We start from the raw sequence: 17,156 nt of genomic DNA, 5'->3' as shown, positions 1-17,156 counted from the left end.
AGCTTATTTCCGGGCGGCCTGGTACAGCGGCATCACCTTGGGAATGGCCGCCTGCAGTGCGGCAATGCGGCTGCTGGACGCCGGGTGGGTGCTCATGAACTCGGGCGGCGCGCCCTCCGAAGCCTTGCTCATCTTGTCCCACAGGGTGATCGCGGCATTCGGGTCATAGCCGGCGCGGGCCGCCAGCTCCAGGCCGATCAGGTCGGCTTCGTTCTCATTCGCGCGGCTGTTGGGCAAGGTCATGGCGTAGTTCACCACGGTGTCGGCCAGGGCCATGCTGTCCTGGCCCAGGCCGAACAATGCACCGGCACCCTGGCGGGCCATTTCCACGCCATAGGCCTTGGACATCGCCTCACGGCCATGCTCGCGCAGGGCGTGGGCGATCTCGTGGCCCATGACCGCAGCGATCTCGGCATCGGTGAGCTGGAGCTTATCGATCAGGCCGGTATAGAAGATGATTTTGCCACCGGGGCCACAGTTGGCATTGAGCTCGTCGCTCTGGATCAGGTTGACCTCCCACTTCCACTGCGCGGCATCCGGGCGGAATTTCGGTGCCTGGGCGATCAGACGGTCGGCGATGGCCTGGACGCGCTTGGCCTTGGCACTGGTCTTGTCCAGCACGCCCTTGCTCGACGCCTCGCTGAGGGTCTGCTGGTACGACTGGGCATACATCTGGTTGACCTCATCGGTCGAGAGCATGCTGAACATGTACTGCTTGCGCTCGACACCCACCGCACCACCGCTGGTGGTGTTCACCGCCTGGCAGCCCGCCAGCAGGATGCTGGCGCCCAGCATGCTGACAACAAACGATCTACGCATGGAAACACTCCCTCTGTACATGCGGCGTATCCTAGGCCGAGACGCCAGCCCCCGCCAGAGCCGCAGGGAAGATTTCTCGCCAGCCCCATGCGTTCTCACGACGGCATCAGGCCGGGGTCAGGCACTCCGGCGCATCGAGCTTCGGATCATTGACGAAAGGCGCCAGCGCCCGCTCGCGCAGGGCGGCCGGCGGGCTGGCCAGCAGCTCGTGCAGGCGCGGCAATGGCGTGTCGGGGTCGAGCCAGGCCGCCTGCCCCGCTTCATCCAGGATCAACGGCCGACGCTGGTTCATCGCCGCCTGGGTCACCACCGCGCAGCTCAGCCACACCTGCTCCTGCACCGGGTAGGCCTCCCACAGCGCAGCGAAGAACAGTGACGAACCCTCCCCCGGCGTCAACCAGTACGGCCGTTTGCGCACGTTGCCACGCCATTCGTAGAAACCATTGGCCGGCATCAGGCAGCGGCGCCGGCGAAACGCCTCACGGAACATCGGCTGCTCGACGAGGGTCTCGGCGCGGGCCTGGGCAGGCGTGCGGGAAAGGTCGGTGAGCCAGGCCGGGGTCAGCCCCCAGCGCGCCCGCGCCAGTTGCAACTGGCCGTCGACCAGGCGCTGGATCAGCACCGAGCCGCCCGGGGCGATGTTCCATTGCGCCCGCTGGTCGGTGGGATACCCCGGCAAGGCGGCAAAGGCCGCAGACCAGCGAAACAAGGCGTAGCGTCCACACATGGCGATAAAAACCTAGCAAATCAGGATTCCGGGGAAACTCTCCGGTTCGTCGCCGGCAAGTGGCTGGGCGGCATTGTACGCATCGATCAGCTGCCGTGCGTAGCCGGCCTGCTCGTCCGCCACCGCCAGGCCCAGCAACCCGTGCATCGGCAACTCGCCGGCAGCACCGACCAGGTCGCGGCCCACCAGGTGCGCATCGACCCCCTCGCTGACGAGCATGCCCAGCAGCAGTTCGGCCTCCATCAGGCTTTCCGGTTCGTAGATCCGTCGCATCAGGCATCGTCCTCGCGTCTGACCTCGAGCATCCATTCGTCACCATGCACCTGCAGAATGAACACGATGGGCTGGCAACAGACCTGGCAGTCCTCGGTATAGACCTGGTCCCCGCCGGAAAGGTCGACGGTGGTCTCCACCGATTCGCCGCAATACGGGCAACGATAGAAGTCGGTTTCCAGCATCGCGGCCTCCGCGGTGACTTGTGCGTATAATTGCCGGTCTGTTTACAGGGCCTGTGTGTGTCCGAGCCGTTTTTTCGGACCCGTCCCTACCTTACTACCCTAGCCGTTTCCAACAAGAGAGCATGATGGGCGAATTCGATGCCATCCGACCGTACGACGACGCTGAGGTCCCTGCCGTTCTGGCACGCCTGCTCAGCGACCCGGCATTCCTCGATATCCTCACCCACTTCCGCTTCCCGCGCATGGCGGGCGCCTTCGGCTGGCTGCTCAAACCGCTGATCGCCCGCCGCCTGCGCAAGGAATTCGCAGGCGTCGAATGCATTTCGACCCTGCAGGACAAAGTCGAGTACTACGTCGACCAGACCATCGAACGCGCCACCGACGGCGTCACCTACTCGGGCGTCGAGCAGCTCAAGTCGGGCGAGGCCTACCTGTTCCTGGCCAACCATCGCGACATCGTGATGGACCCGGCCTTCGTCAACTACGCGGTGTATCACGCCGGCCTGCCGACGCCACGCATCGCCATCGGCGACAACCTGCTGCAAAAGCCCTTCGTCAGCGACATGATGCGGCTGAACAAGAGCTTCATCGTCCACCGCTCGCTGAGCGGTCGCCGGGAAAAGCTGGCGGCCTACCAATTGCTGTCGGCCTACATCAATCACTCGATCCGCAACGACTGCGTGTCGATCTGGATCGCCCAGGCCGAAGGCCGGGCCAAGGACGGCGACGACCGTACCGATTCGGCGATCCTCAAGATGTTCCACATGAGCCGCAAGGACGAGCCGTTCGGCGCGGTGATCCAGGGCCTGAACCTGATCCCGGTGTCGATCAGCTACGAATACGACCCGTGCGACCTGGCCAAGGCCCGCGAGCTGTACATCCGCGCCACCACCGGCGGCTACACCAAGGCGCCTGGCGAGGACGACAACAGCATCGCCCTGGGCATCACCGGCTACAAGGGGCGGGTGCACATCAACTTCGCGCCGCCGGTGACCGAGTATTACGAGGACACCAAGCAACTGGCCCAGGAAATCGACCGGCAGATCCTCGGCGGCTACCGGTTGTTCCCGGTGCACTACCTGGCCTATGGGATGTGGGATGCAGCGGACCCTGCACTGCAGGTGCCGACAGCGCAGAAGCTGTTCCCCGCCGAGGAGCTGGCCCGGGCCAAGGAAGAATGGCAGCGCCGCCTGGATGCCTGCCCGGTGGAGCACCGGCCCTACCTGATCCAGCAGTATGCGACGCCGGTGCGCAACCAGTACCAGGTCAGGTTGCAGAGCCCTGTGGCTTGACACGGTGCTCCCACAGCATGCAAGTGGACCCCACATGATGCGGCTTGCAGGGCCCCTGTGGGAGCCGGCTTGCCGGCGATGGGGCTTGAAACGGCCCCAAATGGCGGGTGAGATTCTTAATCGGCCCCCGCCCCCGCAGGTTTCCCGCTAAATCAAAGGCGTTACGTTTGCCCAGGGAGCGCCTACTCGCGCCCTCAGACCCAGGTGCTGAACCAGGACAACAGCAACGCCATGGCCAGGCAGGAAAAGCCGAGGATGTAGTAGTAGCGTGGCACGCGCTGGTCGAAGGCATCGACCACGCCTTCGTCGGCGGCCAGGCTCTCACGGCTCACGATCTCGCGGCGACGGGCACTGTGCAGCAGCAATCCGCCAGGGCAGGTCATCAACAGCGCCAGCAGGTTGATCAGCTTGGTCGGATGGGCGGCCAGGAACCCCCAGAGCATTTGCAAGGACATCACGCAACCTCGGAATAACGACAGCGAAAGCCGGCATTCTACCCAAGCCCGACTGGCGCGCCCGTTTTTTGCGACCAACTGTCACTAAATTTTGTCTGTAACACGCTCGTCATCCAGGCAAGCCACCCTGTCGGCCTTTTCCCCTCACCGGAGCTTGTCATGCTGCACGCCGAAAACCAGGACCGCCTCTACCTCGTCGCCCAGAGCGAAGAACAGCAGGCACTGATCGACGGCTTCGCCATCAATGTCCAGGATCGCCAGTGGCTGGTCTACTGCGCCCTCGGCGGCCACGCCCACCAGGACCTCCCGGAAATCGACGTGCAGACCGGCATCAGCCTGCTGGATTTCTACACCGAAGCCGCCTGACGCACCCTACACGAAAAAGCCCGCTGTCCAGCCATCCGGACAGCGGGCTTTTTCATAACGAGGGACGAAAGGTTTATTCGCCGAGCACCTGGCCGATGGTCGGGTCCTTGAACAGGCGAGTCAGGGCATCGCTGAGCACGTCGCTCACCAGCTTGGTGTTGGTCTCCTGATTCGGCGCCATGCCGAAGCGCTGGTCCAGGGTCGCGCCGTAGCGGCCGCTGTAGCGACGGTTGGCGTTGGACACATCGGCGCGGAAGGTGGCGCCGATGGTGGCCTCGGTCACGTACAGGTTGTCCTTGGGCGACTGGTACTTCAGCTCGGCCAGGGTCACGGTCAACTGCGGGGCGTTGTAGGCGTTCGGCGTCGGGGTGAAGCCGAGCAGGCGCACCGCCGCCTCGGCCTGGGCCTGCAGCTTGGGTACGATGTCGTTGCCATTGACGCTGATGGTGCTGGTCTCCGGATACATGCCACCGCGGGTCCCCAGGGCCTGGGAGGCACGCCCGTCGACCACCTTGACCACCACCGGCTGGCCATGGCCGACCGGGTTGAGCTGGGCGGTGAGCTTGGGTTGCGGGCTGAGTTGTTGCGGGCTGTGGGCACAACCGACCAGGCTGAGGCTGGCCACCGCGATCAAACCGAACAACAGACGTTGCAACATGCGCGTTTCTCCAGAAAATGCGGCAAAGGCCCACAGTATACCCAGCGGCGGGCGGCAAGCGATAAGCGGCAAGAAAAAGCAGGCACGCCAAAAGGCGCACCCCGCCGCTGTCACAAGGGTTTCATACCCCAGCCCTATCCTTGCCCCAGACCCGACCTGACAGGACGCCCGCCATGGCCTCGCTCTGGACCCTGCTTTTCCATCGCCCACGCCACAACACCTATGCGCGCCTCGACGCCGAGGGCAAGTGCCTGGCCTTCAAGCAGTGCAGCCAGCCACCGCTCGGCAGCGGCTGGGTGCAGGTCAGCGAAGCCCGGCTGGTCTGGCTGGGCCAGTCGCTGCCGGCCAACGCCCGGGTTTGCGCCCGCGCAAGCCATCGCTGGCAGCGACGCACCCTGCCGGCCTGACAAATGCCGCAATAAAAAGCCACGAAGAACGACCTTTCTGCCCGCGACCTCGTTATAATCTCCCCCCGATTATAAGGACGTCTCCTGATCGGGCCCCGCACCCGCCGCTTGACCCCGGCACCTTTACCGCTTCGCCCACAGAGAGCCTTCCACTCAGGTCTTGCATCGGCTGTCGTGCCTGCTGTTTCCCGGCCTTCCGCTTTGCATGAACCTGTGGGTTGCCATCGCGCAGTCCCTTTTGAGGTTCACGTCTCCAAAAGAGCGTGAAAAAACGGGTTTTTCACAACTTCACAAGAGTGTGGCGAGCAAATGAACAGTCTGGCATGTGCAAAAGCGCAAGATACGTCCCGAACAGCTCCGAACAGACGGCAACAGTGCTCATCCTGGATGGGTATCTGAAACCGGTCCATCACGCACGACGGATACCTTGACCATAAGTCGAATTGCCGCACCGGCAGTTCCGGGCGTTCAATAGGCGAACCCCAAGACCGGTTGGCGGTGTCCGCGGAAGTTGCAAGAACTGCGAAGAGTCGGACATGGCGATCCTGGCAACCCCAGGAATCCTATGCTGTCAATTAGGTGCTGTAGATTGTGGAGACGCGTTAATGGCGCAGAACGAATCGGTTGATGTGGTACTGGTAGGCGCGGGCATCATGAGTGCCACCCTGGCCGTACTGCTCAAGGAACTCGACCCGACGCTCAAGCTGGAGGTCGTCGAGGCGATGGACTCCGGTGCCGCGGAAAGTTCCAACCCCTGGAACAACGCCGGGACCGGCCACGCCGGCCTGTGCGAGCTGAACTATACGCCCCAGGCCGCCGATGGCAGCATCGACATCAAGAAGGCCGTGCACATCAATACTCAGTTCGAGGTGTCCCGCCAGTTCTGGGCCTACCTGAGCAAGAAAGGCAGCTTCGGCTCGCCGCGCGGCTTCATCAACCCGGTGCCGCACCTGAGCTATGTCGAGGGTGACAAGGGTGTCGCCTTCCTCAAGAAGCGCTTCGAACTGCTCAAGCAGCACCACGCCTTCGCCGAGATGGAATACACCGAAGACAAGGCCGTGATGAACGAGTGGATGCCGCTGATGATGCCGGGCCGCCCGGCCGACCAGCACATCGCCGCCACCCGCGTGCTCAAGGGCACCGACGTCAACTTCGGCGCCCTGACCAACAAGCTGCTCAAACTGCTGGGCGACAGCCCCGAGACCCAGGTCAAGTACAGCAAGAAGGTCGTCGGCCTGCGCCGTAACGGCAGCGGCTGGACCGTCAGCATCAAGGACGTCAACAGCGGCGGCAGCCGTGAGGTCGACGCCCGCTTCGTGTTCCTCGGCGCCGGTGGCGCGGCCCTGCCGCTGCTGCAGATGTCCGGCATCCCGGAGAGCAAGGGCTTTGGCGGCTTCCCGGTCAGCGGCCAGTGGCTGCGCTGCGACAACCCCGAGATCGTCAAGCTGCACCAGGCCAAGGTCTACAGCCAGGCTGCGGTCGGTGCGCCCCCCATGTCGGTACCACACCTGGACACCCGCGTGGTGGACGGCAAGAAGTCGCTGCTGTTCGGCCCGTATGCCGGCTTCACCACCAAGTTCCTCAAGCACGGCTCGCTGCTCGACCTGCCGCTGTCGGTGCGCATGGGCAACATCGGCCCGATGCTGGCCGTGGCCCGCGACAACATGGACCTGACCAAGTACCTGGTCAGCGAAGTGATGCAGTCGATGGAGCAGCGCCTGGAAGCCCTGCGCCGCTTCTACCCCGAGGCCAAGGCCGAGGACTGGCGCTTGGAAGTGGCCGGCCAGCGCGTGCAGATCATCAAGAAGGATCCGAAGAAAGGCGGCATCCTGCAGTTCGGCACCGAGCTGGTCTCGGCCCAGGACGGCAGCCTGGCCGCCCTGCTCGGTGCCTCGCCGGGCGCCTCGGTGACCGTATCGATCATGCTCGAGCTGATCGAGCGCTGCTTCCCCGAGCAGGCCAAGGGCGCCTGGGCCGCCAAGCTCAAGGAAATCTTCCCGGCCCGCGAGAAGGTGCTCGCCACCGACGCAGCCCTGTACCGCAAGATCAGCGCCTACAACGACGAAGTACTGGAACTGGTCGAGAGCAGCCCGGCCCAGCACTACGCCTGATACCGGCCCATGAAAAAACGCCCCTCGGGGCGTTTTTTCATGCCTGGCGGTCCGGCGTTCAGTCACATCCGGGGCTGCAAAGCCGCCCTGCTGAATGCTGGCTACATCAACCGCGGGCGTTGTCGATGATCGCGATGTACTCGGCAGCGTTACGCTGGTCGGCGATCAGCTCGACGAAGGTCTTGCCGTGCTCGTCCTTGCCGTCCAGGTCCAGGCCGGCCTCGACGAAGAAACCCACGAACCGCTCGAAGTCATCGACACGCAGGCCACGGTAGGCCTTGACCAGCTTGTGCAGCGACGGCGAGGTCACCCCGTCGGCCGGCTCGAACCGCAGGAACGTCTTGACGTACTCGTCGCTGATCTCGTCACCAATCACCTGTTTCTTGTCTTTACGCATCGCCAACTCCCAACTGGACCATCACGGACATTTCGAAGGCCGGCAGTGTACCCCCCACGGCCCACGTGCCTCAACGCGTACGTACGGTACCGGTATGCAGGTCGGCCCAGACATGGCCATTGGGGTAGCTGAGGAACTGCACGTACAACGTCTCGTTGCGCAAAAGGTCCATGATCACCCGGTAATCGGCAAGGGGGTAGTTCAGGGTCAGGGTCCGCTTCTTCGGATCGTAGACCGGCTTCTTCAGGCTCTTGCCGCCTTCGCCGTCGAAGTTGACCAGCACCTGGGCGATGGTCGCGCCCTTGCTCAGCGGCTTGCCTTTGAGGCGTAGCAGCAGCGAGGAGGTGATCGGAATCGGTTGCTGGTCGGACTGGCGCTGGATGCCGGCCACCACCGAATAGTCGGTGACCTGCAGCAGCTGCTGGGCTGTCGGCGCTTCCTGGCGCAGGGACAGGTCGTCAGGCGGGAGGAACTGGCTGTGCAACGGTGCAGCGGACAGCGGCAGGCTCACCGCCAGCAAGAGGGGGAAAATCGCACGCATGTGAGGCTCCTTGGCATGAGGAGGCACTCTAGCATGCCCTGTTGGCTATCGCGGCCCGCCCCCCCCCGCTCGAACCCCTCAGAGGCAGGCCCGTGCAGCCTACAGGCCCTTGACCGCGAAGATGCCGTTGGCGTTGCGCCAGTAACCTTTGTAGTCCATGCCGTAGCCGAAGATGTAGCGATCGATGCAGGGCAGGCCCACATAGTTGGCCTTGAGGTCCGGGCTGGCCTTGCGGTCGTGCTCCTTGTCGATCAGCACGGCGGTGTGCACCGAGCGCGCGCCGGCGTGCTTGCAGAAATCGATGATGGCGCTGAGGGTATGGCCTTCGTCGAGGATGTCGTCGACGATCAGCACGTCGCGATCGATGAACGAGATCTCCGGCTTGGCTTTCCAGAACAGCTCGCCGCCGCTGGTCTGGTTGCGGTAGCGCGAGGCGTGCAGGTAGGAGGCCTCCAGCGGGAACTGCAGGTGGGTCAGCAGCTTGCCGGCGAAGATCAGCCCGCCGTTCATCACGCAGAAGACCACCGGGTTCTTGTCGTGCAGATCCTGGCAGATCTGCTTGCCGACCTTGGCGATGGCCGCCTCGACCTCGGCTTCGTTGTACAGGCAGTCAGCCTCGTGCATGACTTGGCGGATATGCTCGAGATCGGCGGACATGGCGCTCTCCAGGGGCTCGGAATCGGAAAAGCGGGCAAAGGTACGCATCCGCTCGGCACAGATCAAGCATTTATGGACTAACGTGCTGAATGACTGCACGACAGCCAAGGCTGAATAGATTAATCTAGCGCGGTTTTTTTGCCCGCCTCCCGGAGCCCTCCCCCATGCCTACTCGTGAGATCCGCCATCCGCTGATCCGCCACAAGCTCGGCCTGATGCGCCGTGCCGACATCAGCACCAAGAATTTCCGCGAACTCGCCCAGGAAGTCGGCGCCCTCCTGACCTACGAAGCTACCCAGGACCTGCCGCTGGAAACCTACGCAATCGACGGCTGGTGCGGCAAGGTGCAGGTCGAGAAGATCGCCGGCAAGAAGATCACCGTCGTGCCCATCCTGCGCGCCGGCATCGGCATGCTCGACGGCGTGCTCAGCCTGATCCCCGGCGCCAAGGTCAGCGCCGTGGGTGTCGCACGCAACGAAGAAACCCTCGAAGCCCACACCTACCTGGAAAAGCTCGCCCCGGAAATCGACCAGCGCCTGGCGCTGATCATCGACCCGATGCTGGCCACCGGCGGCTCCATGGTCGCCACCATCGACCTGTTGAAGAAGGCCGGTTGCCGCGACATTCGCGCCATGGTCCTGGTGGCTGCGCCGGAAGGTATCGAGGCCGTCGAAAAGGCCCACCCGGACGTGCGGATCTACACCGCATCGATCGACCAGCGCCTGAACGACGATGGCTACATCATCCCCGGCCTGGGCGATGCCGGCGACAAGATCTTCGGCACCAAGCAGAAGGACGCCTGACCATGCAGGACGGCTTCAACGACCCGCTCTGGCGCCAGGTCGTCTCGGGCGCGCAGATGCTCTTCGTGGCATTCGGCGCGCTGGTGCTGATGCCGCTGATCACCGGCCTGGACCCCAACGTGGCGCTGTTCACCGCCGGCCTCGGCACCCTGCTGTTCCAACTGGTCACTGGCCGCCAGGTCCCGGTGTTCCTGGCCTCGAGCTTTGCCTTCATCACCCCGATCATCCTCGCCAAGGGGCAGTTCGGCCTGGCCGCCACCATGGGCGGTGTGATGGCGGCCGGTTTCGTCTACACCTTCATGGGCCTGATGGTGAAGATCAAAGGCACCGGCTTCATCGACCGCATGCTGCCGCCGGTGGTGATCGGCCCGGTGATCATCTCCATTGGCCTGGCCATGGCGCCGATCGCTGCCAACATGGCCATGGGCAAGGCCGGTGACGGCAGCGTACTGGTGCCATACCAGACCGCCATGCTGATTTCCATGCCGGCGCTGCTGACCACGCTGATCGTCGCCGTGTTCGGCAGGGGCATCTTCCGCCTGGTGCCGATCATCGCTGGTGTGCTGGTGGGTTTTGCCCTGTCGTTCGCCTTCGGCGTGGTCGATACCGCCAGGATCGCCGCCGCGCCCTGGCTGGAGCTGCCGAAGTTCACCGCCCCGGAATTCAACTGGCAGGCGATCCTGTTCATCGTCCCGGTGGCCCTGGCCCCGGCGATCGAGCACATCGGCGGGGTGATCGCGGTAGGCAGCGTAACCGGCCGCGACTACCTGAAAAAGCCCGGCCTGCACCGCACCCTGTTCGGCGATGGCCTGGCCACCACCGCAGCCGGCCTGTTCGGCGGGCCGCCCAACACCACCTATGCCGAAGTGACCGGCGCGGTGATGCTGACCAAGAACTACAACCCGAAGATCATGACCTGGGCGGCGATCTTCGCCATCGCCCTGGCGTTCATCGGCAAGTTCGGCGCCTTGCTGCAGAGCATTCCGGTACCGGTGATGGGCGGTATCCTCTGCCTGCTGTTCGGCTCGATCGCCGCGGTGGGCATGAACACCATGATCCGCCACAAGATCGACCTGGCCGAAGCGCGCAACCTGGTGATCGTCTCGGTCACCCTGGTGTTCGGTATCGGCGGCGTGCTGATCGGCAGCGGCGACGGCCCGGACGACTGGGGCCTGAAAGGCATCGCCCTGTGCGCCGTGGTGGCGATTGCCCTGAACCTGATCCTGCCGGGCAACGACAGCTGGAAGCACAAGAAGCTGGACGATCAGTTGCCCTGATCGCCAGGGCAGGCAATGCTGGGGCCGCATCGCGGCCCCAATGGCGGTGGTAAAAGTCTAGGATCGGCAGCCTGGAACTCAGGCAGCCTCGCACATCCCCGCCAACACCCTCGCCCATTCCGGGTGATCGTTCAGGCAAGGCACCAGCACCAACTCCTCCCCCCCCGCCTCGACGAACTGCTCGCTACCACGCAGGCCAATCTCCTCCAGCGTCTCGATGCAATCGGCAACGAAAGCCGGGCACATCACCAGCAACTTCTTCACCCCAGCCTTGCCCAACTCGTCCAGACGCGTCTCGGTATAGGGCTCGATCCACTTGGCGCGGCCCAGGCGCGACTGGAACGACACCGACCACTTGCCATCGGGGATCCCCATCTTCGCCGCGAACGCCTTGGCAGTGGCCAGGCACTGCCCGCGATAGCACACCGCACGCATCTCGGCGCTGGCGTCCTTGCAGCAATCGGGCGCCTGGAAGTCATGCTTGCCGCTCGGGTCGAGCTTCTTCAGGTGGCGCTCGGGCAAGCCGTGGAAACTCAGCAGCAGGTGATCGTAACCCTGCTCCAGGTAAGGCCTGGCGCTGGTCGCCAGGGCGTCGATATAGCAGGGCTGGTCATAGAACGGCTGCAGCACGCGCATCTGCAGCGACAGCTGACGCTCGGCAATGGTCTTTTTCGCAAGCTCCACCACCGTGGTCACGGTGCTGTCGGCGAATTGTGGATAGAGCGGCGCCAGGGTCACCTTGCGCACACCCTGGGCCGCCAAGCGCTCGAGCACCTCGGGCAGGGCCGGCTCGCCATAACGCATGGCGATCTCCACCGGGCCATGGGGCCAATGCTCGGCCATGGCCGCCTGCAGGCGCCGGGTCAACACCACCAGGGGCGAACCCTCGTCCCACCAGATCGAGGCATAGGCATGGGCCGACTGCTCCGGGCGCTTGACCAGGATCAGCGACACCAGCAGACGCCGCACAGGCCAGGGCAGGTCGATCACGTAGGGGTCCATGAGGAACTGGTTGAGGTAACGGCGTACGTCGGCCACAGAAGTGGAGGCCGGTGAACCCAGGTTGACCAGCAGCAGGGCGTGATCGGTCATGCAGCGTCCTATGTCAGAGGCGACTGGACAGGTTGCCCAGGGCCGATTGCAGATCGTTGAAGCGGAACGTGAAGCCCGCCGCCAGCAAGCGCACCGGGCGGGCGCGCTGGCCGCCGAGCAACAGGGTCGACAGCTCGCCCAGGCCGGCCTTGAGCAACGGCGCCGGCACCGGCAGGAAGGCCGGCCGGTGCAAGGCCCGCCCCAGGCGCTTGGCGAATTCGCGGTTGCGCACAGGTTCCGGTGCGCAGGCATTATAAGGACCGCTGGCGTCCTTGTGCTGCAAGAGAAAATCAATCAGGGCGACCTGGTCTTCTATATGAACCCACGGCATCCACTGCCGACCGTCACCCAAGGGCCCGCCCAGCCCCAGCTTGAACGGCAGGCGCAGGCGCGACAAAAAGCCGCCATCGCTGGCCAGTACCAGCCCGGTACGTACCAGTACCACGCGGATACCGAGCGCTTGCGCACGTTGCGCGGTTTCTTCCCAGGCAATGCACAACTGGCTGGCGAAATCCTCCTTCACCGGCGGCGACGCCTCGGTCAGCTCACGCTCGCCACCGTCGCCGTACCAGCCCACGGCTGAGCCAGAGATCAGCACCTCGGGGCGCTGTTCGCGGCTTTCCAACCAGGCCACCAGGCGCTCGGTGAGGGTGATACGGCTGGCCCAGAGCAACGTTCGCCGCGCCGCGGTCCAGGGCCGATCGGCGATAGGCGCGCCGGCGAGATTGATCACCGCGTCCACGGCGTCGTCCGGCGCCAGTTCCTCCAGTTGGGCGATGCCGCGCACACCTGTACCACACAGCTTGGGCACCTGCTCCGGACGTCGGCTCCACACGGTCAGGCGATGGCCCTGGCCGCGCCAGAACTGGCAGAGATGCTGGCCGATCAAGCCAGTACCGCCGGTCAGCAATATATGCATGGCTGTATCCTCGCAGTCTGCGGCCGTGGTCTATTTTTAAGAACAAGGCACTTTTTTGACCGAACGCTCTCGGATAAACATAGGCCAACCTGTCCTATCGAGCGGAATAACCTTATACAAAAGTGGTGCATTGTACAGGTTTGCCTGACAGCGTAGTCTGCTTCCAGCAAGGTTCGAAGAGGCCATCATGACAGTACCTATCGCCATCATCGGAGCCGGGATCGCCGGTCTTTCCGCCGCACAGGCCCTGCAAAAGGCCGGGCAGACCGTCCACCTGTTCGACAAGGGCCATGGCAGCGGCGGACGCATGGCCAGCAAGCGTAGCGAGGCCGGTGCGCTGGACTTGGGTGCCCAGTATTTCACCGCGCGCGACCGGCGCTTCGTCGAGCAGGTCCAGCAATGGGTCGCCGCCGGCTGGGCCGAACAGTGGAAACCCCAGCTGTACAACTACCGCGACGGCGAGCTGACGCCTTCGCCCGACGAACAGACGCGCTGGGTTGGCGTGCCCCGCATGAGCGCCATCACCCGTGGGCTGCTCAAGGACGTCACGGTGAATTTCGGCTGCCGCATCGCCGAAGTCTTTCGCGGCAAGCAGTACTGGCACCTGCAGGACACCGAGGGCTGCAGCCATGGCCCGTTCAGCCGCGTGGTGATCGCCGTGCCCGCGCCGCAGGCCACCCCTTTGCTGGCCAGCACGCCCAAGCTCGCCGCCGTCGCCGCCGGGGTGCAGATGGAACCGACCTGGGCCGTGGCCCTGGCCTTCCAGACCGCCCTCGACACCCCCATGCAAGGCTGCTTCGTGCAGGACAACCCGCTCGACTGGCTGGCCCGCAACCGCAGCAAGCCCGGGCGCGACGAACAGCTCGACACCTGGGTACTGCACGCCACCTCGGGCTGGAGCAAGCATCACCTCGACCTGCCCAAGGAAGATGTCATCGAACAGCTGTGGGGAGAGTTCGCCGAATTGGTCGGCTGCGTGGTCCCTGCGCCGAACTTCGCCCTGGCGCACCGCTGGCTGTATGCGCGCCCGGCGAGCAACCACGAGTGGGGCGCCCTGGCTGACGCCGACCAGGGGTTGTATGCCTGCGGCGACTGGTGCCTGTCTGGCCGCGTCGAGGGCGCTTGGCTCAGTGGCCAGGAAGCTGCACGGCGGTTGCTCGAACACCTTGATTGATGGCACGCAAACCTATACAAGAAAATCATCTTGCGTAAGTTTTTGGCTACATTAATTAGCCTATAACGTTATACACAAAATATTTCAGTACAAGTCTTCTGACAGTATCGGGATACGCCTGGGCGCACACAACGATCCCCATGCAAGGCCTGCGTCTTTGCAGCACTCACAGTGACCCACGAGCCAAGGATGAAACCCAACCTGCAGCTGATCTGGCTGCGCAGTGACCTGCGTATCGCCGACAACACCGCCCTGAGCGCCGCCTGCGCGCACGGGCCCACCCTCGCCGTGTGGCTGGTCAGCCCCGGTCAATGGCAGGCCCATGACGATGCCGCGTGCAAGGTCGACTTCTGGCTGCGTAACCTGCGCGAGCTGCGCCACTCGCTGGAAGCGCTCGGTATCCCGCTGCTGATCCGCCAGGCCAGCCTATGGAGCGAAGCCCCCGGAGCCCTGCTCGGCGTCTGCCGCCAGTACTCTGTCGGGGCCGTGCACTGGAACGAGGAATACGGGGTCAATGAACAGCGACGCGACACGGCGACCCGGGCCCTGCTGGCCAGTGCCGGAATCGCCAGCCATGCTTACCTGGCCCAGACATTGTTTCGCCCCGGCAGCATCACGACCCGCAACGGCCAATGTTTCCAGGTATTCGGCCAGTTCAGGAAGGCCTGCCTGGAGCACCTGCACCACAACCTGCCGAGCCTGGCCGCCCCAGCCCGGCCCCAGGCGCCGCTGGGCATCGCCAGCGACCCCGTGCCCACGCGTATCGAGGGTTTCGACACCCCGACAACGGCATTGATCGCGCACTGGGGGGCCGGGGAGTCCGAAGCACGGCGCCGGCTGTCCCGATTCCTCGATGAAACCGTCGAGGACTACCCACACCTGCGCGACCTGCCGGCCAAGGCCGGTACCAGCCAACTCTCGCCCTACCTGACCGCCGGGGTGATCTCGCCACGGCAATGCCTGCATGCAGCCCTGAACGCCAACGGCGGGGCGTTCGACAGTGGCAGCAGCGGCGTGCAAGCCTGGCTCGACGAGCTGCTATGGCGAGAGTTCTACAAGCACATCCTGGTAGGTTATCCACAGGTCTGTCGGCACCGGGCCTTCCGCGCCCACACCGACGCCCTCCCCTGGCGCGACGCCCCCGATGACTTCGAGGCCTGGGCCGAAGGCCGTACGGGCTTTCCGATCATCGATGCGGCCATGCGCCAGTTGCTGCACACCGGCTGGATGCACAACCGCCTGCGCATGATCGTCGCCATGTTCCTGAGCAAGAACCTGCTGATCGACTGGCGCCACGGCGAGCGCCATTTCATGCGTCACCTGATCGATGGCGACCTGGCCGCCAACAATGGCGGTTGGCAGTGGAGCGCCTCCAGCGGAACCGATGCGGTGCCATACTTCCGCCTGTTCAATCCGATCACTCAATCACAACGTTTCGACCCAGGCGGGAACTTCCTTCGCCAATGGCTGCCGGAGCTTCAGGGTTTGGATGAAAAATTCATTCATGAACCGATGAAATCTGCCGACTTTATTGCTACACGTTTCTACCACAGTCCGATCGTAGATCTCAGCAGCAGTCGCCAGCGGGCATTGGCAGCCTTCAAGGGCCTGTCCGGCTGGCAGGATCAGAGGGTTGAATCTTGAGAAACTTGCGTCGTTTCTGGGTAACAGGGGCAACCAACGGGCTCGGCCTGGCCTTGGTGCAAGGGTTGCTCGAACAGGGCTGCCACGTCGCCACGAGTGGCAAGCCGTGCCGAGAGCTGGATGACCTCGAGGCGCATCATCCAGGACAACTGCTACGCCTGCCCGCCCCCCTGCATGACGCCGCCCAGGCCCACCTCGCCGCGGCGCGCCTGCAGGCGGAGTGGGGCACGCTGGACGGCTTGATCGTCAACGCCGGCAGCTGCGACTACCTGCCGCAGGCGCAGGCGTCCGACGAACTGTTCGAAGCGATCGTCACGAGCAACCTGCTTGCCAGCGAGCACTGCCTGGCCGGTGCCCTGCCCTTGCTGGTCAAGGGCGATGCGCCCCAGGTCATGGCGATCTTCAGCCCCTGCACCACATTGCAACTGCACGACCCCGCCCAGCCGCCAAGCGGGGTCAACAACCTGCCACAGTGGTTCCGCGAACAACGCCAGACCCTACACGCCCTCGGCATCGACCTGGCCATGGTGGCGCCACAGTCGCTGACGACACCGGTAACTCCGGCCCGGGCCATCCCCGAGCAATGGACGCCATACCGCGCTGCCCAGGCACTGCTGCAGCGTCTGCCACAACGGGAACCGGAACTGGTGCTGGAGGCACTGAGCCTGAACAGCCTGTGGCCCCTGCCCCATTGAGAAGCGGTCGGCCACCCTCGACCAGGGTGGCCGCCAGGGTCAAAGCGGCATGCGGTAGTGCAAGGCGTAGCTCTCGACACCGTCGTTGGGTTGCTTGATACCAGCGTTGGAGTAGTGGATGGCACGGATACCGACCTCATGCCCACCGGCGAAACGCAGGCCGACGCCGATGCGGTCCTCGAACTGGAAGGCCGAGCCCAGCTGGTTACTCTCCAGCTCGGTGCTGGAGAACACGGCGACGCCGATACCGGCCTCGATGTAGGGTTTGACCGACTCGCCGGCGAACTCGTAGACGAACACCGGGGCGAATGAAAGGCTGTGATTGCTGGCGGTGTCGTCCCCATCCCAATACGTGTAGGCCCCATCCCAATAGCCTGTCAGCCGCCCTACACTGGTCTGCCACCAGCTGGCATCCCAGTTCGACTGCATCCCCAACCGGTAGACCATGGTGGAGTCACCGCTCTGCCCCACCGAAAACGAAATGTCGGCGGCCTGCGCCAACAACCCCTGCCCCAAAGTCAAAGCGGCAAGCGCCGCCAAGCCAAGCCGTTTCTTCATGAGAGACATCCTTCTTCCTGATGCTGTCGTTGGTGTTCGCCCGTCATCGCAGGCAAATCGGTAGAAATCGGCAGTAGTCCGATAGTTCAGCTTGAAACGCGGCTTC

At 64.2% G+C, this 17,156-nt stretch carries 21 protein-coding genes; 9 read left to right on the top strand and 12 right to left on the bottom strand.

All coding sequences use genetic code 11. The features are described 5' to 3' along the window. Positions 1-3: 3 nt before the first annotated feature. From NJF35_RS00180 to NJF35_RS00165, 4 genes are all read right to left on the bottom strand, one after another. Positions 4-819 (bottom strand): M48 family metallopeptidase, encoded by an 816-nt coding sequence (locus NJF35_RS00180; protein ID WP_225788533.1) that lies wholly within the window; start codon positions 817-819, stop codon positions 4-6. A gap of 106 nt (positions 820-925) precedes the next feature. Continuing rightward, positions 926-1,546: an SOS response-associated peptidase gene (locus NJF35_RS00175; RefSeq protein ID WP_225788532.1), complete on the bottom strand. Its 621-nt coding sequence runs from the start codon at positions 1,544-1,546 to the stop codon at positions 926-928. A gap of 12 nt (positions 1,547-1,558) precedes the next feature. Then, positions 1,559-1,819, bottom strand: a complete 261-nt coding sequence (locus NJF35_RS00170; RefSeq protein ID WP_225788531.1) for a putative signal transducing protein — start codon at positions 1,817-1,819, stop codon at positions 1,559-1,561. Then, on the bottom strand, positions 1,819-2,004 hold the full coding sequence (locus NJF35_RS00165; protein ID WP_225788530.1) for a CPXCG motif-containing cysteine-rich protein: 186 nt from the start codon (positions 2,002-2,004) through the stop codon (positions 1,819-1,821). Before NJF35_RS00165 ends, NJF35_RS00170 begins: the two co-directional genes overlap by 1 nt. Positions 2,005-2,126: 122 nt before the next feature. Here NJF35_RS00165 and NJF35_RS00160 point away from each other — a divergent pair, with 122 nt between their 5' ends. Beyond that, entirely contained in the window at positions 2,127-3,296 is a 1,170-nt protein-coding gene (locus NJF35_RS00160; protein ID WP_253090560.1) for a 1-acyl-sn-glycerol-3-phosphate acyltransferase, read from the top strand. A 194-nt stretch (positions 3,297-3,490) separates the two neighbouring features. Here NJF35_RS00160 and NJF35_RS00155 read toward each other — a convergent pair whose 3' ends face one another. Beyond that, entirely contained in the window at positions 3,491-3,751 is a 261-nt protein-coding gene (locus NJF35_RS00155; protein WP_225788528.1) for a hypothetical protein, read from the bottom strand. Between the two features lie 159 nt (positions 3,752-3,910). Here NJF35_RS00155 and NJF35_RS00150 point away from each other — a divergent pair, with 159 nt between their 5' ends. Continuing rightward, entirely contained in the window at positions 3,911-4,117 is a 207-nt protein-coding gene (locus NJF35_RS00150; protein ID WP_225788527.1) for a hypothetical protein, read from the top strand. 73 nt (positions 4,118-4,190) lie between these two features. Here the strand turns inward: NJF35_RS00150 and NJF35_RS00145 are convergent, their stop codons facing one another. Further along, complete coding sequence (locus NJF35_RS00145) at positions 4,191-4,775, bottom strand: YajG family lipoprotein (RefSeq protein WP_225788526.1); 585 nt, start codon at positions 4,773-4,775, stop codon at positions 4,191-4,193. 173 nt (positions 4,776-4,948) lie between these two features. Between NJF35_RS00145 and NJF35_RS00140 the strand changes: the two genes are divergently transcribed. Both NJF35_RS00140 and mqo read left to right on the top strand, forming a co-directional pair. Next, positions 4,949-5,182, top strand: a complete 234-nt coding sequence (locus NJF35_RS00140; protein ID WP_225788525.1) for a hypothetical protein — start codon at positions 4,949-4,951, stop codon at positions 5,180-5,182. A gap of 605 nt (positions 5,183-5,787) precedes the next feature. Next, the gene (gene mqo, locus NJF35_RS00135) at positions 5,788-7,293 is read left to right on the top strand and encodes a malate dehydrogenase (quinone) (RefSeq protein ID WP_225788524.1); all 1,506 of its coding nucleotides are present in this window, start codon (positions 5,788-5,790) and stop codon (positions 7,291-7,293) included. 106 nt (positions 7,294-7,399) lie between these two features. Here mqo and NJF35_RS00130 read toward each other — a convergent pair whose 3' ends face one another. From NJF35_RS00130 to NJF35_RS00120, 3 genes are all read right to left on the bottom strand, one after another. Next, positions 7,400-7,690 (bottom strand): PA4642 family protein, encoded by a 291-nt coding sequence (locus NJF35_RS00130; protein WP_225788523.1) that lies wholly within the window; start codon positions 7,688-7,690, stop codon positions 7,400-7,402. 70 nt (positions 7,691-7,760) lie between these two features. Further along, positions 7,761-8,231, bottom strand: a complete 471-nt coding sequence (locus NJF35_RS00125; RefSeq protein ID WP_225788522.1) for a hypothetical protein — start codon at positions 8,229-8,231, stop codon at positions 7,761-7,763. 99 nt (positions 8,232-8,330) lie between these two features. Beyond that, positions 8,331-8,888, bottom strand: coding sequence for a hypoxanthine-guanine phosphoribosyltransferase (locus NJF35_RS00120; RefSeq protein ID WP_225788521.1), 558 nt, complete (start codon positions 8,886-8,888; stop codon positions 8,331-8,333). Between the two features lie 164 nt (positions 8,889-9,052). Here NJF35_RS00120 and upp point away from each other — a divergent pair, with 164 nt between their 5' ends. Together upp and NJF35_RS00110 are read left to right on the top strand one after the other, a co-directional pair. Next, complete coding sequence (gene upp, locus NJF35_RS00115; protein ID WP_225788520.1) at positions 9,053-9,691, top strand: uracil phosphoribosyltransferase; 639 nt, start codon at positions 9,053-9,055, stop codon at positions 9,689-9,691. A 2-nt stretch (positions 9,692-9,693) separates the two neighbouring features. Continuing rightward, positions 9,694-10,968: a uracil-xanthine permease family protein gene (locus tag NJF35_RS00110; protein WP_225788519.1), complete on the top strand. Its 1,275-nt coding sequence runs from the start codon at positions 9,694-9,696 to the stop codon at positions 10,966-10,968. A 78-nt stretch (positions 10,969-11,046) separates the two neighbouring features. Here the strand turns inward: NJF35_RS00110 and hemH are convergent, their stop codons facing one another. Then, on the bottom strand, positions 11,047-12,060 hold the full coding sequence (gene hemH / locus NJF35_RS00105) for a ferrochelatase (protein ID WP_253090559.1): 1,014 nt from the start codon (positions 12,058-12,060) through the stop codon (positions 11,047-11,049). A 13-nt stretch (positions 12,061-12,073) separates the two neighbouring features. Continuing rightward, positions 12,074-12,979 (bottom strand): TIGR01777 family oxidoreductase, encoded by a 906-nt coding sequence (locus tag NJF35_RS00100; RefSeq protein WP_253081216.1) that lies wholly within the window; start codon positions 12,977-12,979, stop codon positions 12,074-12,076. Positions 12,980-13,166: 187 nt separating this feature from the next. Here NJF35_RS00100 and NJF35_RS00095 point away from each other — a divergent pair, with 187 nt between their 5' ends. The 3 genes from NJF35_RS00095 to NJF35_RS00085 all read left to right on the top strand — a co-directional run bounded on the left by NJF35_RS00095 (position 13,167) and on the right by NJF35_RS00085 (position 16,492). Continuing rightward, a complete protein-coding gene (locus tag NJF35_RS00095; RefSeq protein WP_225788516.1) occupies positions 13,167-14,153 on the top strand; it encodes an NAD(P)/FAD-dependent oxidoreductase in 987 nt (328 codons plus the stop codon). A 201-nt stretch (positions 14,154-14,354) separates the two neighbouring features. Next, positions 14,355-15,797 carry a deoxyribodipyrimidine photo-lyase gene (gene phrB, locus NJF35_RS00090; protein ID WP_253090645.1) on the top strand — a complete coding sequence of 481 codons (1,443 nt, stop codon included), beginning with the start codon at positions 14,355-14,357 and terminating at the stop codon, positions 15,795-15,797. Beyond that, positions 15,794-16,492, top strand: a complete 699-nt coding sequence (locus NJF35_RS00085) for an SDR family NAD(P)-dependent oxidoreductase (RefSeq protein ID WP_225788515.1) — start codon at positions 15,794-15,796, stop codon at positions 16,490-16,492. Before phrB ends, NJF35_RS00085 begins: the two co-directional genes overlap by 4 nt. Positions 16,493-16,531: 39 nt before the next feature. Here NJF35_RS00085 and NJF35_RS00080 read toward each other — a convergent pair whose 3' ends face one another. Continuing rightward, positions 16,532-17,050 carry an acyloxyacyl hydrolase gene (locus NJF35_RS00080; protein ID WP_225788514.1) on the bottom strand — a complete coding sequence of 173 codons (519 nt, stop codon included), beginning with the start codon at positions 17,048-17,050 and terminating at the stop codon, positions 16,532-16,534. Positions 17,051-17,156: the final 106 nt, after the last annotated feature.

It is taken from the genome of Pseudomonas guariconensis, assembly GCF_024127895.1.
Taxonomy (GTDB): domain Bacteria; phylum Pseudomonadota; class Gammaproteobacteria; order Pseudomonadales; family Pseudomonadaceae; genus Aquipseudomonas; species Aquipseudomonas guariconensis_B.
This window is presented reverse-complemented; position numbering and strand designations above follow the sequence as displayed.